This window comes from Litorilinea aerophila, from assembly GCF_006569185.2.
Classification (GTDB): Bacteria; Chloroflexota; Anaerolineae; order Caldilineales; family Caldilineaceae; genus Litorilinea; species Litorilinea aerophila.
The window spans coordinates 84,183-98,157 of record NZ_VIGC02000015.1 but is presented as its reverse complement, the minus strand read 5'-3'; the positions used below and the strand labels follow the sequence as shown (position 1 = coordinate 98,157).

Annotated in this window: 12 protein-coding genes; 1 reads left to right on the top strand and 11 read right to left on the bottom strand. The window is 66.2% G+C overall.

What is annotated here, in order from left to right:
- Nucleotides 1-79: 79 nt before the first annotated feature.
- From FKZ61_RS24310 to FKZ61_RS13025, 10 genes are all read right to left on the bottom strand, one after another.
- Nucleotides 80-1,597: a mechanosensitive ion channel family protein gene (locus FKZ61_RS24310; protein WP_141610561.1), complete on the bottom strand. Its 1,518-nt coding sequence runs from the start codon at nt 1,595-1,597 to the stop codon at nt 80-82.
- Nucleotides 1,598-1,687: 90 nt separating this feature from the next.
- Nucleotides 1,688-4,099, bottom strand: a complete 2,412-nt coding sequence (locus FKZ61_RS13065) for an extracellular solute-binding protein (protein WP_229964246.1) — start codon at nt 4,097-4,099, stop codon at nt 1,688-1,690.
- Nucleotides 4,100-4,104: 5 nt separating this feature from the next.
- A complete protein-coding gene (locus FKZ61_RS13060) occupies nt 4,105-4,803 on the bottom strand; it encodes a D-lyxose/D-mannose family sugar isomerase (RefSeq protein WP_141610559.1) in 699 nt (232 codons plus the stop codon).
- On the bottom strand, nt 4,800-5,999 hold the full coding sequence (locus FKZ61_RS13055; protein ID WP_141610558.1) for a carbohydrate kinase family protein: 1,200 nt from the start codon (nt 5,997-5,999) through the stop codon (nt 4,800-4,802). The genes FKZ61_RS13060 and FKZ61_RS13055 overlap by 4 nt, the downstream gene beginning before the upstream one ends.
- Nucleotides 6,000-6,273: 274 nt before the next feature.
- The gene (locus tag FKZ61_RS13050) at nt 6,274-7,071 is read right to left on the bottom strand and encodes an HAD family hydrolase (protein ID WP_170199663.1); all 798 of its coding nucleotides are present in this window, start codon (nt 7,069-7,071) and stop codon (nt 6,274-6,276) included.
- A gap of 23 nt (nt 7,072-7,094) precedes the next feature.
- Nucleotides 7,095-7,559: a barstar family protein gene (locus tag FKZ61_RS13045; RefSeq protein WP_141610556.1), complete on the bottom strand. Its 465-nt coding sequence runs from the start codon at nt 7,557-7,559 to the stop codon at nt 7,095-7,097.
- Nucleotides 7,559-8,170, bottom strand: coding sequence for a ribonuclease domain-containing protein (locus FKZ61_RS13040; protein ID WP_141610555.1), 612 nt, complete (start codon nt 8,168-8,170; stop codon nt 7,559-7,561). The genes FKZ61_RS13045 and FKZ61_RS13040 overlap by 1 nt, the downstream gene beginning before the upstream one ends.
- Nucleotides 8,171-8,183: 13 nt before the next feature.
- Nucleotides 8,184-9,617, bottom strand: coding sequence for a sulfatase family protein (locus FKZ61_RS13035; RefSeq protein WP_141610554.1), 1,434 nt, complete (start codon nt 9,615-9,617; stop codon nt 8,184-8,186).
- Nucleotides 9,614-10,195 (bottom strand): GNAT family N-acetyltransferase, encoded by a 582-nt coding sequence (locus tag FKZ61_RS13030; RefSeq protein WP_141610598.1) that lies wholly within the window; start codon nt 10,193-10,195, stop codon nt 9,614-9,616. Before FKZ61_RS13030 ends, FKZ61_RS13035 begins: the two co-directional genes overlap by 4 nt.
- 67 nt (nt 10,196-10,262) lie before the next feature.
- Nucleotides 10,263-11,306 carry a Gfo/Idh/MocA family protein gene (locus FKZ61_RS13025; RefSeq protein WP_141610553.1) on the bottom strand — a complete coding sequence of 348 codons (1,044 nt, stop codon included), beginning with the start codon at nt 11,304-11,306 and terminating at the stop codon, nt 10,263-10,265.
- Nucleotides 11,307-11,879: 573 nt separating this feature from the next.
- Between FKZ61_RS13025 and FKZ61_RS13015 the strand changes: the two genes are divergently transcribed.
- Nucleotides 11,880-13,334 carry a lipase/acyltransferase domain-containing protein gene (locus FKZ61_RS13015; RefSeq protein WP_211358543.1) on the top strand — a complete coding sequence of 485 codons (1,455 nt, stop codon included), beginning with the start codon at nt 11,880-11,882 and terminating at the stop codon, nt 13,332-13,334.
- Between the two features lie 6 nt (nt 13,335-13,340).
- On the opposite strand, the gene FKZ61_RS24305 is transcribed toward FKZ61_RS13015, so the two are convergent.
- On the bottom strand, nt 13,341-13,904 hold the full coding sequence (locus FKZ61_RS24305; protein WP_229964241.1) for a c-type cytochrome: 564 nt from the start codon (nt 13,902-13,904) through the stop codon (nt 13,341-13,343).
- Nucleotides 13,905-13,975 lie beyond the last annotated feature (71 nt).

Sequence of the window (13,975 nt, the reverse complement as noted above, 5' to 3'; positions counted from 1 at the left end):
GGATTGCCAGGGGAGACAAGCCGATTTTTGCCCAAACCCGGAAGAGTATTTTTTGTCCACATTGAATGAAACGGTGGCCCTACGGGGGCGTGGGCCGGGTTTCGGCCTCGGCCGGCTTCCCCGCCGGGGCGTCGGACCCGCCTCGCTTTTGCCCACCCTGGCTCAGCTCTGGCTTGGTGTCCTTGGGCAGCTTGGGCTTGGCCGGCCCCGTCTGCTCCTCTTCGCCGTCGGGTGGGGGGGCCTCCTGGGGGCGCTTCCCGGCGAGGGCCTCCCAGGGGATGCCGCTGCGCAGGTGCAGATCCCGCTGGGGGAAGGGGATCTCGATCTGATTCTTTTCGAACTCCCGCCAGATCATGAAGCGCAGGTCGCTCAGGACGTTCAACATGTTCTGGGATTCCACCCACACGGCCAGCTCGAAGTCCAGGCTGGATTCGCCAAAGTTGGTGAAGTAGACCACCGGCTCCGGGTTTTTCAGGACCAGGCCGTGGTTCTGGGCGATGCGTAACAGGATGTCCCGTACCTGAGTTGGGTCGCTGCTGTAGCTGACACCCACGGGAATGATCCGGCGCACGATCCGGTCGGTGTGGGTGTAGGTGGAGACGGACGAGGTGAGCAGGGTCTTGTTGGGCACAAAGATCTCCACGTTGTCGATGGTGCGCAGCACGGTGGCCCGCATGCGGAGCTGGTTAACCGTACCTCGCTGGCCGCTGACTTCGATCACGTCACCCGGGCGCAGGGACTGCTCGAAGAGAAGCAGGATGCCGCTGATGAAGTTGGCCACCAGCTCCTGCAGGCCAAAACCGATGCCCACCGAAAGGCCACCGAAGATGATGGTCAGGGCCGAGAGATTGAATCCCAGCGCGCTCAGGGACGTCAGGATGCCCAGGCCCACGATGGTGTAGTAGCTGACGATCATGATGGTGCTGGCCGCGCCCATGTCCGCATCCGGCCGGCTGGCCAGGTAGCGGTTGAGCAGGTCCCGGCTGATCCAGGCCAGGGCGATGAAAAGGTAGAGCACCACGGCCGCCCGGAAGAGGGAGGTGAGGGTGATGGGCGTCTCCAGCAGGTTGATCAGCTCGATCTCCCCAATGGGGAAGGTCCCGGAGAGACGGCTGGAGAGGATGCCCAGCACCAGGATGAGAAAGACCGGGCCCAGGAAACGTCGGTTGTAGAGCCGGGCGTTTTCCGGCGTCAGGACGGCGTGGAGCAGGCCTGCCAGGATGCGATAGGCCAGCAGGAGCCAGAACAGGGGCAGCAACAGCTCGATGAGCCCGTTGCGCCAGCCGTTGGCATCGAAGAAGTCGATGGTGAGCCGGCCCAGCAAGAGGCCCAGCAGCGGGAAGAAGGTGTACTGGACGGCCTGGGCCCAGCGCAAGATGCGGCGCTGCCAGCGCCGCCATCGACTGGCCGCCGGGGCACGGGGCTTGGCCGGCGCCAGCCTGGCCAGGATTCGGCTCAGCAGGTGGGGGAGGTACCAGGCGACCAGCACCACCAGCACGAAGGCCAATAGCTGTCGCTGGACCACCGGCCGCTCCAGCACCAGAAACAGGGTATCAAAAATATTCAGTAGCGCCTGCAAACGGGGATCTTGAGCCACCGCTTCTCCCTTCTTAAATCCAACTCACACTCTTTTCTCCGAAAAATCTCTGTCCATCTGTGAAACCTGTGGATCCAATCAGCCCGTGCTTCAAGGGCCGTTGCTTGGTCCATTCAGGCCGGCGGCGTCACTGCTCCCCCCGCCGGATGCCGCCGGATTGGTGGCCTCGTTGAGGGCGGCAGCTGCCGCGGCCACCGCCTCTGTCGGCGGTACGCCCTCCATCAACACGGCCTGATAGACCGAGGCAGCCAGCCGCCGGACCGTCTCTATCTGGGGGAAGGTCGGATAGAGGATGGCCGAGCGGGCGGCATCCACGAAGACCGCGATCTGGGGATAGGGGCCCAGATCGATGTTGGCGTTGGAGGGTAGCTGGCTGGCCATGCGGATGGCCATTGCCTGCCGGTCCGGCAGGGTGGCATATTTCACGAATTCCAGGGCCATGCGGCTTTGGTCTTCACTGGCCGCGGCGTTAAACAGGTAGCCGGTCACCCAGAGGAAAGGCGTGGCTTCCCCTTCCGGCCCCGCGGGCAGGGTCGACACCCCCAGCGCCCCATCCAGGAACGCCTCCCGCAGCTCGGCCAGATCGTTCGGGCCGCCCACGTAGTAGGCCGAGCGGCCGGTCTTAAAGTCGCTCTTCATGACCGCTTCGTCCTGGCTTACCCGCAGGCCGAAGTCCTGGCGAGATTCCTTCAGCCAGGCCAGCCAGTTGGCAAAGCCGCCATCGTCCAGGAAGATCTGGCCCTGGGCGTCGAAAAGGCGGCCGCCGAAGGCGCCGACTCCCCAGTAGGCCTGGTCGAAGCGAATGTCCAGGGTCACCGGGATGCCGTCGGCCAGTTGCGTCCGCAGATCCGTCAGTGTCCGGGCCGGCTGGTTGACCAGCGTCCGGTTGTAGTAGAGAGCCGAGACATCGAAGAAGGCTGGAATGCCGTAGAGGCCGTTCTGGTAGCGGAGGCCGTCCACGGCGAAGGGGCGGTAGCGTTGCAGGAGCTGGCCGTTCACCAGCCCGCTGATGTTCCGGATCTCTTCCCCCATCACCAGTTCCGGCACCCAAAGATGGGAGGCCAGGATGAGGGTGGGCTGCCGGTCGTCTGTCCCGGCCTGGAGGCTGTTGCGCAAGGCCGAGGGGGACATACGGGTAACTTCGACCTGGGTACCCGGGCATTGGGCGCTGAAGAGGGCAGCCAGGGTGTCCACCACCTGGGCGTCGGCGCCGTCCAGGCTGTGGGCCAGGCGAATGGTCCCAGGGCCGGGGCAGCTATAGTCTGCCACGGCCAGGGGCGGGATGCCGTTGGCTTCATTGATGGCCGCGGTGACGGCGGCGGCGGCTTCGGCCGGCTCCAACACCCCTTCCAACACCTTGACGTAGGCATCATCGGCCAGCCGCCAGACTGCATCCATCTGAGGGACGTTGGGCACAGGGACGGCTGTGCGGGCCTGGGTGGCAAAGCTGTTGACCACGGGGTTGAGCCGGGGGTTGATGCGCACCCGCACGTTGGCCGGGACCTGGCCCACCCGTCGCATCAGGGTGGCGCTCTGTTCGGCATTGGTCACAAACTGGGCCACTTCCAGGGCCACCCGGCGCTGGTTGGCCGAGGAGGCGCTGTTGAACAGGAAAGCCTGAACGCTGAGGAAAGGACCGGCCGGGCCATTGGGGCCGGCCGGCAAGGGGGCCACCCCCACCTGGTCGCTGCCCAGGGCCTCGGCAATGGCCGGGTATTCCCGGGCGTCGCCCACGTAGTAGGCGACACCCCCTTCCAGGAAGCGGGTCCGCAGGGCATCCCGGTTGGTGTCCAGGATCATGCCCGGGGCATCCCGGGCCATCTCCAGCCAGGCCAGCCAGTTGGCGAAGCCACCCTGATCCAGGATCACCCGCCCTTCCTGATCCATGAGCTGGCCGCCAAAGGCCTGCACGCCCCAAAAGGCGTCGTAGAAGTTGGTGCTCATGGTGACCAGCCTGCCGGCGGCGGCCTGGGCCAGGAGCTCGTCCAGGGTTCTGGGGGGGGTGTCTACGATGGTGCGGTTGTAGTAGAGGGCCAGGGTGTTCAGGGATTGGGGCAGGCCGTAGAGCCCGTCGCCGTAGCGGACTTCCGCCAGGGTGGCGTCCATGTAGCGCTGCAAGATGTCCTCGGAGATCTCGCCGCTGATGTCGGCGATAAATCCCTGATCCGCCAGGGGACGGATCCAGTCGTTGGGCCCCAACAGCAGGTCCGGACCCAGGCCAGAATCTGCGGCGGCCTCGAAGGCCCGGCGCAACTCTTCCTGGCTGGCAAAGGACTGTTGTTTGATGGTGGCGCCTGGGTGAATCTCTTTGAAGCGGCCCAGAATCTCGTTGAGGACGGTGGTTTCCTGCTCGGTCCAGGCGTGCCAGAGGAGGATACGCCCCTGGACGGCCGACTGGGTGGTATTTCCGGGCCGAGGCGCGCCGCAGTTGGCCAGCGCCAGACCTGCCAGCAGCAGGGCAGGCAGCAGGAAGAGGAGTGTACGTTGAATGCGTTTATCCATGGTGGTCAAATGGACGTTCCCGCCCGATAGTACCTGGCGTAGTCGTTCACCAGGAGATACAGGGGCGGTTCATCTTCTTCGATGGCAGGGAAGCGCCCTACCGGTTCATAGAATCGGTTGTCGGTGGCATCGTCGTTCACAGTGGAGACTTCACCCACCAGTACCCGGCTCTCCGCCCCCCAGAACTTGTGATAGCAATAGGGCGGCAGGGTGATGCTTTCGCCCGGGCTGAGTACGATGGTGTCGCCGGCTTTGACCGTGCGCCGGACGCCGTCGGTGCTGACGGTGACGTCGCTGTCGGCCAGGCCTTCGTCCGGCGTGGCATTGTAGAGCTGGATCACCAGCTTGCCGCCTCCCCGGTTGATGATGTCTTCGGTCTTCAGCCAGTGAAAGTGGAGGGGAGTCACCTGGTCCACGTCGACGATGAGCAGCTTCTCGGCGTAGAGCTTGCCCCGCCCAGCCCGCAAGTTGGCCACATCGCCGTTGCGCAGGGTGAAGAGGAAGAGGCCGATCCGGGCGTAGTCGCCCTGGCCAAAGTCGGTGATATCCCAGCCCAGGCCCCGGGCCACAATCTCTTCCACTTCATCCCCTTTTTGACGCCACTCCTCGGGCGTCCAGTAGGCAAAGGGGGGCAGGTGAAAGCCCTGCCGCCGGATGAAGGCATCGGCATCGCGTATGATGGCGTTGATTTCTGAACGTTTCATACTCCTTGTCCTTCTTTTCGTCCATCTCGGGGCCCCCGCCAGAGGCCGGCCGACGCATCCCACTGCCAGTCTGGCAGGGAGAGGCCCACAGGGCGCTGGGGCCAGCCGGCCTGGACCCGCTGCCACATGGCGTCCCAGGACATCATGCCGCTGATGGCGTCGGCCTGTTCCACGTTGCAGGCGCCCGCGGCCGTGGCGGCGGTCAGGCTAGCTTCCGGGGGAAGTCCCCGCAAAAGGGCGGCCAGGAAACCGGCAATGGCACAGTCGCCGGCGCCGGTGGTGCCCACCACCTGAACCTGGAAGGCCGGCGCCAGGAGCTCCCGGCCCAGCCAGACCGGTTCCAACCCCAGGGAGGCCAGTCGCGCCGGGTTCGAAGTGGTGCGCAGGTAGAGGCCCTGCTCGCCCAGTTTTAAGCCTACCACAGCCGCGCCCAGGGTCAACAATTGGTCGGCCAGCTCGCCCAGGAGGGCGCCGTCCACCGCGGCCAGGAGGCCAGCGTCGCCTGCCCGTTCCACCGTGGCCTGGAATCGCTTCCGGTCCAGTATGAAGAAGGCTTCTTCCAGGTTGGGCAGGAAAAGGTCCACCGTGGGGAGGCATTCGTGTAGCCATGCGCGCCAGTCCACCTGACCGGCGGCCGACTGGCTGTCCACGTGGGCCATGTCCAGGGACGTGATCAGGCCTGCGTTCCTGGCCCGACGGAGTAGGGTGGACAGTTCCACGCCGCCGTCGGCGTACATCTGGCGCATGAGGGGTGGATAGCCAAAGTGGAAGATGCGGGCGCCGACCAGCTGCTCGCTCTGGACGTCAGCGGAGCTGAAGGTGTCGTTGGCGCCAGGGCAGTGGAGGAAGCTGCGATCCACGCCGGGCGGGTTGATGACAATGGTGTAGGAGCTGGGCACGGTTTCATCGACGATCATGGTCTCGGCCAGGCGTGGATCCCGCCGGCGGATGACCTCCAGGATGGCCTGGCCGAAGAGGTCGGCGCCCACTTTGCCCATGAGCCGGGTGGTTACGCCCAGGCGGTGCAAGGCCAGGCCGGTGTTGGAGACAGCGCCGCCGGTGGCAATCTGGGCCGGGCCGACGTGAACCAGCCGGCCGGGCGCCAGCAGGTGCTCCACGCCGGTCCGTTCCTGTCCAAAGGTGGGGATGATGTCCAGGCAGAGATGCCCGGCTACGATGACATCAATCTGGCTCATACGACATCCTTTGGCTTGGATTCACGCTTCATGCATCTTGCTCCGCAGGTCCGGTCTCTTGGCCGGACAGCCGGGCGTGCCGGTTCGTGTGCCCCTGTCACGCAGGGAAGCGTGACCTACGCAGCCCTGGCGATGACGATCCATGGACCCGTCGGTCCGGTCTCCTGGCCGGACAGTCGGGCGTGCCGGTTCGTGTGCCCAAGTCACGCAGGGATGCGTGACCTACGTGGTGGGCGGGTCAAGCCATTATATCATGGCCCGGGGAAGGGTCGGCTTACCCAACGCCCGACTCCAGCTGCCCGGCGAGGAGCGCCTCCAGGGCCTGGGCGACGCCATCCTCGTCGTTGCTGGCGGTGATGTGATCGGCCACGGCCTTCACCTCGGCCACCGCATTGGCCACGGCCACACCCAGGCCTGCCCGGCGCACCATCTCCACATCGTTGACGTCGTCGCCGAAAGCCATCACATGCTCCAGCCCCAACCCCCACTGTTGCACCACCATCTCCAGGGCCCGGGCCTTATCCGCACTGTGGGAAAGGATCTGCACCAGGTTGTACTTTTCCGACAGGAGGGCCCGGGTACTGGCCGGCAGGGCCTGGAGCAGGGGACGCAGGTCGGCCATGATCTCCTGAAATTGGGCGTCCTGAAAGAAGAGAATTTTGGCCGCGGGCTGGTGGCAGATCCGCCGCAGGTCGGCCACCTGGTAGGGAGACGTGCGCTGGATGGCCCGATTCAAGTAGAGGATGTTGTCCACCTCCAGCCCCACGATGCAATCGGGCAGCCGGGCCTGGATCATCTCCACGATGGTCCGGGTGTCCTCCGGAGGGATGAGATCCTGGAAGATGGTCCGGCCGTCTATCTGGATGGCCGCGCCGTTGTAGCAGACCCAGGGCACGTCGAACAGTTCCCGGGGGAGCACTTCGGCCACGGTGCGGGGTGGGCGGCCGGTGGCGATAACCAGGTGATGGCCCTGGGCCCGCCATCGCCGCAGCAGGGCCAGGCTCTCCGGACTGACGGTCTTGTCACTCCGCAGCAGGGTATCGTCCAGATCCAGGGCAATGACGCGAATCAATGGGTATAACCTCCACAAAATGCTCAGACTTGTTCCTCGCCGGGAGTCACCGTCACCGCCGGCAGGTGGGCCAGGAGATGGTCGCCACCCCGCAGGAGGATGACCATGGGGGTGGCTGTCTGCCGCCAGGTTTCGACGGCGTCGGCCAAGATGGCATAGGCCGTGGCCCACACCTCCGGCGCATGGGCGGCCAGGGTCACCGGGTCCTCGTAGAGGATGAGGTAGCCGGCCGCGGGGACCCAGGCCAGATCGGTGAGGCACTCCTCGAACGCGTCCCAGTTCCAACCGAAGTAGCCCGGAAAGGCCATGGCTTCGGCGGCCAGGCGCAGGAAGGATGGCTTGTCGACGGCCCGGCGGCCATCCAGGAAGAAGACGCGCCAGCCCCGGGCGGCCACAGTCTCCGCCAGGGCTGCCGGGTCGCCCGTCCAGTCCAGGCGGTAGAGGCCTGATGGATTCTCTTGAGTCAGGAGGGCATCCAGGGATGGCATCAGCGGATTACCCGTTTGAAGCTGGCGTAGTGGTCATCGGTGTAGTAGAGCTCCCCACCTGCGCCGGCCACAATGCGCCGTGCGCCCCGATCCGGCTCGCCTGGCGTGATGACGGTGTATTCCCGATAGTAGCCCCGGGGCCGCAAGGGCAACAGCCGTTCCCGGTTCTGGAAGATGCTGCCATCCTTGCTGAAGGGGAAGGGCCCGCCCTGGTCGATGAGGGCGATGGTCTCCTGGGCCTCTTGGGGCAGCTGGTCGAAGGCGATGGTGGGCAGGCCGTCGTCCGGCGGCGACTGCTTGGGCGTGGTGGCCAGGGGGGAGGGCGTGGCCGGGATTTCGGTGGCAGGAGGCCGGGGGACAGCCTCCTGTTGGGGCGCGGGGGTAGACGTGCCGGCGGACGGCGCCTGTCCGACCTCGGCCGGGGGTGTTTCCGCCGGGGCCGCCAGGGTGGCAGAATCGGCGGGCGCTGCCGTCTGCAGCAGCTCGTTGACCACCGGAACCAGCCCAGGGTTGGCCTGCAGGAGCAGGTAGATGGCCAGGGCCAGGATCAGGGTGGCCAGGGAGATGGCTTTGCCTTTGCCAGGAGGCGAGCCGGGTGTCTTGGCGGTCATGGATGGCTTCTTCTCAGCGCCAGTCCCGGGACCAGTCTCGGGTGTGATATTGGCTGCGGATCCGCCACTCCCGCAGGACGTCCAGCAGTTCTTGTTTTTTGGCGGCCGCGGCCGGGTCGTCCCACAGGTTGTGCACCTCGCCCGGATCTTCCTGCAGGTTGAAGAGCTGGCCGAAGGGCTCGTCCAGGAAGTGGACCAGCTTCCACTCCCGACTGCGCACCATGGTCATGTAGTCGGTCTCCTGGAGGATGCCGTCCCGGCAGTGTTCGGCGAAGACGTAGGGACGCCCTTCCCAGGCTTCTCCCCGGAGCGCGGGCAGCAGGGATTGCGCCTCGAAGGAAGCGGGCGGGGTGATGCCGGCCAGCTCCAGGATAGTGGGGCCGATGTCCATGAGCTGACAGAGGCCGTCCAGCTGGCGTCCGCCGGCGAAGCGGCCCGGCGCCCAGACGATGAGGGGCATGCGGGTGATGACGTCGTACATGGTCCACTTCTGGCTGTGGCCGTGGTCGCCCAGGGCGTCGCCGTGGTCGGAGGTGAAGATGACCACCGCATCCTCCAGGTAGCCTTGCTGGTCCAGGGTTTGGAGGATCTGGCCGATCTTCTCGTCGATCATGGTGACGTTGGCCAGGTAGTAGGCCCGCTGGCGGTGGAGCTGTTCCCGGGTGGGGTTGAGCAGATGGACTACCGAGTCGTGGTCGACCTCGGCGTTGTGTTGGCGCATGGCCAGGAAGGGGGGCGGCTGTTGGGCCAGCTCCTCCTGGGTGACCTGGGGCAGGGGCAGCTCCCGGTCCAGGTACGGCTCCGCGTAGCGGGGGATGGGGTCGTAGGGTGGGTGGGGGCCGGGGAAGCCGATCTGCAGGAAGAGGGGACCGTCGGGCTTCGGCTTGGTCTTCAGCCACCAGGTGGCCATGTCTCCCACGAAAAAGTCGGAGTGGGTGTCCTCGGGCAGCTCCCACTCAAAAGCGCCCAGCCGTTCTCGATAGTCGGGGCGCTGGCGGTAGAGCTCCCGCTGCTGTTTGACCAGACCTCGGGCCCGCAGCCCTTTGTCCCACTCGTCGAAGTAGTAGCGCCCTTCCAGGTAGCGGTCCTTGTTCTCCACCACGTAGCGTTCGTGGAAGCCCAGGGGCGTTTCGAAGGGGGAGGTGTGCATCTTGCCTACGTTGACGCAGTAGTAGCCACTCTCGGCCAGCAGCTCCACCCAGGAGCGGGTCCAGCGATCCCCGTTCTTGAGGATGCCGGTGGTGTGGGGATAGTAGCCGGTGAAGAGGCTGGCCCGGGACGGTGCACAGGAGGGGGCGGTGATGTGGCATTGGGTGAAGGTCACCCCTTCCTGCACCAGCCGGTCCAGGTTGGGCGTATCCATGTAGGGGAAGCCCAGGGCGCGGATGGTGTCGAAACGTTGCTGGTCGGTGATGATCAGGATGATGTGGGGGCGTGGCTGGCTCACGGTCTGATCCTTTCATCTGGGCGCCGGCTGCCCTGGTACTCTCGTCGGAGCAGGGCAAAGCAGCGCATGTCGTGGAAGCGGCCTTTGAAGAAGTCATGTTCCCGCAGGATCCCCTCCTGGGTGAAGCCCAGCTTGCGCAGGAGCGCGGCCGAGCGGGCGTTTTCCACCATGACCAGGGCTTCAATGCGGTTCAGGCCCAGGCGCTCGAAGCCGAAGGCGATGATGGCGTCCAGGGCTTCGGCCATGATGCCCTGTCCCCAGTAGGGCCGGGCCAGCTCGAAGCCGATCTCGCCCCGGTGCTCCCAGAGGACCACGTAGCCGCAGGTGCCGATGAGGCGGTTATCTTCCTTGCGGGCAATGCCCCAGCGGATCTGACGTTCCACCTCGAAGCTTTCGGCAAAAAAGTCGATCAGCTCCTGGGCTTCTTCCAGGCTGTGGTAGGGGTAAAGGTCGTAGTAGCGGGTGACCTCTTCGTCGGCGAAGATCTCCAGGATGGCAGGCGCGTCCTCCTGGCGGATTTCCCGCAGCAGGAGTCGCTCGGTCTCCAGTTCTGGGAAGGTGGCGAAGATGTCGTCCATGTGGGCTTGTCCGCGTGGTGCGTGATCCATGCCAGGCTGGTCCACGCACCACGCCTGATCGCATCTCTTACGAGGCGGTGGCCAGGGGCAGGGGGATGGCGCGGCCTTCGGCCATGCTGCGGGCCACGGCTTCGGTGAATTCCATGTATTTGACGCCATCCTCGAAGCTGGTGTGGGTGATCACTTCCTGCCCGCGGATGGCGTTGACGAACTCTTCCTCCACCCGCCAGCCGCCGGCCTCCTCGGGCGGGATGGGGATCTCCTGGAGCTGGCTGTCGCCCTTGCGGCCGCCGAAGAGGCGATTGTCGGCAAAGCGCAGGGTGCCCTGGCTGCCGAAGAGGAACACCTCGGGGCCGCCGGCCAGCCCGGTGACGCTGGAGATCTGCATGTGGAGCTGGGCGCCGCAGGCCATGTCCGCCACCACGTCGATGTGCTCGGGGATGCGCACCGCTTTCAGCCGCCCGTCCGCGGCCTTGCGCATCTTGACGTAGGTCTTGCCCATGGCCGTGACCCGGGTGGCTTCCCCCACCCAGCGCATGACCGCCTCGTACCAGATGCCCATGCTCATGGTGTTGAAGCCGCTCAGGTCGAAGTCGTGGCGCCAGTGCAGGGGTGCGTCCGGGTCCAGGAACGACCCGCCGGCCCGTACCTCCACGGCCAGTACATCGCCCAGGTAGCCTTCGGCCAGCAGCCGCTGGATGGTCCGGTCCACCCGCAGGGTCATGGGGGAGGGGACGATCTGGGCCACCAGGTATGGCTTGGCCCGGGCTGCGTCCCGCATGCGGTGGGCTTCGGCGGCGTTCATGGCCATGCGCGCTTCGCACATGACGTGCTTGTCCGCGGCCAGCGCAGCCAGGGTCACCCGGCAGTGCATGTAGGGCCAGGTACCGATGACGATGGCGTTGGTGTCCGGCGCGTTGACCAGCTCCAGCCAGTTGTCGTAGACAGTGGGGATGCCGAATTCCCGGGCCACCCGTTCCGATGAGGCCCGGCTGCGGTTGCAGACGCTGACCACCTGGACGCCCTCGATGGCCTGCAGGCCGGGGATGTGTTTGGACGTGGTGTTAGCGCCGGCGCCGACAATGCCGACCCGAATGGGTTCTGTACTCATGGTTCCCTTCCTCTGCTTTGTGTCGGGTTGTATCTGAAATGGGTCGGGGCGCTGCTCTGGTGCGCCCGGGGCGGTGGATAAGGACCGGTTTGTGTGGTACTATATCATCATTCCCACCGGTTGTTAAGTAGGGGCGGGCCTCTGCGCCCGCCCGATGGTGTCCGACCCGCGACAGGGCACCGTAGACCCAGCCACGTTCGGCGGGCCAGAGACCTGCCCTACGTCTCCGTGGCGCTCAATCGGGGCGGATGGCACCCCGTGGCGTAGGTGCGGTCTCTGGCCGCACGGTGTCGCCAGCCCCGGGCAGATGAAGGGGCAGCCGGTTCCCGTAGGGGCGGGCCTCCGTGCCCGCCCGATGGTGCCGGACCGCGAGAGGGCACCCGTTCTCGTAGGGGCGGGGCTTGCCCCGCCCGCTGTCGCCAGCCGCGGAAGGCCGCCGTAGCCCAGCCACGTTCGGCGGGCCGGAGACCCGCCCTACGTCTCCGTGGCGCTCAATCGGGGCGGATGGCACCCCGTGCCCGCCCGACAATTTCGACGGACACCAGGAGAAGTAAATTCAAAGGAGGCGTGCTGATGGCCCGGGTAAAAATTCGAGATATGGTGGTGGTCCTGCCAGGCATTACCGGCAGTGTGCTGCAGAAGGACGGCCGGGATCTGTGGGCCATCTCCGGCCAGGCGGTCTGGCGGATCCTGGCCTCCCTGGGCGACACCCTCCAGGATCTGCTGCTGGTGGGGGATGACCCGGCCGTGGACGACCTGGGCGACGGCATCCGGGCCACCGGGGTCATCCAGGATCTGCACATGGTGCCGGGCCTGGTCAAGATCGACGGCTACAGCGGCCTGCGTCGCCTCTTCACCCAGGAGTTCGAGGTGGTGCCCGGCTCGCCGGACGACGAGAGGCCGGCCAACTACTTTGAGTTTGCCTACGACTGGCGACGGGACAACCGCTACGCGGCCCGCAAGCTCCAGGAGCTGGTCAACCGGAAACTCCCCCAGTGGCGCGATCACTCCGGCGCCCAGGACGCCCGGGTGATCCTGGTGGCCCACAGCATGGGGGGGCTGATCAGCCGCTACTACCTGGAGGTGCTCCAGGGGTGGCGAGACTGCCGGGCCCTCATCACCTTCGGCACACCCTATCGGGGCTCGGTCAACGCGCTGGGCTACCTGGCCAACGGCTACAAGCAGCTCTTTCTGGATCTGACCGAGGTGATGCGCAGCTTCACGGCCGCCTACCAGCTGTTGCCCATCTACCGGTCGGTGCAGACGGGCCAGGGTTTCGCCCGGGTGGCCGAGATCGACGGCATCCCGGGGATTGACCGGGATCGGGCCGCGGCAGCCCTGCGCTTCCACCGGGAGATCGAGGAGGCTGTGGCTGCCAATCGCAAGGAAGCCGACTACTTCACCCAGGGCTACCGCATCCTGCCCGTGGTGGGCACCCGCCAGAAGACCTTCCAGTCGGCCACCCTGGCCGGCGGGCGTCTCACCGTGGCGCACGTCGCGCCGGAAGGGGTGCCCACCTTCCTGGCCGATGGCGACGGTACTGTGCCTCGGGTGTCGGCCATCCCCATCGAGCTCTCCAACGAGTTTTTCGACACCTTCGTGGCCGAGAAACATTCTTCCCTGCAGAACAACGGCGCCATGTTGGAGCAACTGCTGGAGCGGGTGAAGCTAATGCAGGCACCGGAGCTGGGCGGCATCCGGGATGTGCCGCCGGCCCGGCCGCCGGTGGAGCAGATGCCGGCCCTGGCCCTGGAGGTAGAAGACCTCTACCTGGCCCAGGAGCCGGTCACCATCCAGGCCCAGACGTTCAATGTGGAGGAGCCGGTGGGGCTGGTCGCGGAGATTGTGGCCATCGACGGCGGTGCACCCATGCGCCTGCCCCTGGTGCGCCAGGAGGACAGTTGGGGCGCCACCCTGGAGAGCCTGGCCGCCGGCAGCTATCGGATCACCCTGAAAACAGATTGGACCGGCCCGGAGGCGCCGGAGCCGGTCCACGATGTCTTTGCTGTGGTCGATGGGCGTGGCTAAGGGGTGCTATTCCGCCGGCAGGGAGCGGAGCCACTGGTAGAGGGCCTGCATGCCGCTGGGGCTGATGGCGTTGGGGCCGTACAGGTGATCTGGCCCCAGGCTGCCGTTGCCGCCGGTGCGCAGGATGTCGGTGAATTCCTCTTCGCTGAGGGTCAGACCAGCCAGGGCCGAGCCCTTGCCCGGCACCCCCTCGCCCTGGGCGCCGTGGCAGTCGCCGCACTGGCGGTTGGCGTAGATGCGGGCGCCCCGTTCCAGGTCGGCCGAGGCCACCGTCTCGGTGGCGGTCACCGTGGCGGTGATGGGCACGGTACCGGTGAAGGCCGTCTGGGCCACGGCGGTGAAGCGGGCAGCCGGCATGGTAGGCACCGCCGAGGCGCCGCTCTCGGTCGGCGTCCCGGGCCCTGCAGCCGGGGCGGAGGGGCTCCCACCACAGGCGGCCAGCAGTCCTAGCAGGGCTACCAGCAGAAGGCCTGGTACCAGGCCTGTGAGGAGGGAGGGGAGGCTGGAATCCGGGTGCCGGCTGGAGCCGACCGGCCGCTTTAAACCCGGCCACGGAGGCTGAGTGCTCACGTTCGTTCTTCTGTGCATGGTTCCAATCTCCCTTCGAACTCCTGGTTGACTGACACCCGTTCCCTCGTTTT

Bases quoted from the DNA above. Each gene is read 5' to 3' on its own strand.
- FKZ61_RS13065 (WP_229964246.1), bottom strand. From the start codon at position 4,099: ATGGATAAACGCATTCAACGTACACTCCTCTTCCTGCTGCCTGCCCTG.
- FKZ61_RS13040 (WP_141610555.1), bottom strand. From the start codon at position 8,170: ATGACCGCCAAGACACCCGGCTCGCCTCCTGGCAAAGGCAAAGCCATC.
- FKZ61_RS13015 (WP_211358543.1), top strand. From the start codon at position 11,880: ATGGCCCGGGTAAAAATTCGAGATATGGTGGTGGTCCTGCCAGGCATT.
- FKZ61_RS13030 (WP_141610598.1), bottom strand. From the start codon at position 10,195: ATGGACGACATCTTCGCCACCTTCCCAGAACTGGAGACCGAGCGACTC.
- FKZ61_RS13025 (WP_141610553.1), bottom strand. From the start codon at position 11,306: ATGAGTACAGAACCCATTCGGGTCGGCATTGTCGGCGCCGGCGCTAAC.
- FKZ61_RS13055 (WP_141610558.1), bottom strand. From the start codon at position 5,999: ATGAGCCAGATTGATGTCATCGTAGCCGGGCATCTCTGCCTGGACATC.
- FKZ61_RS13045 (WP_141610556.1), bottom strand. From the start codon at position 7,559: ATGCCATCCCTGGATGCCCTCCTGACTCAAGAGAATCCATCAGGCCTC.
- FKZ61_RS13060 (WP_141610559.1), bottom strand. From the start codon at position 4,803: ATGAAACGTTCAGAAATCAACGCCATCATACGCGATGCCGATGCCTTC.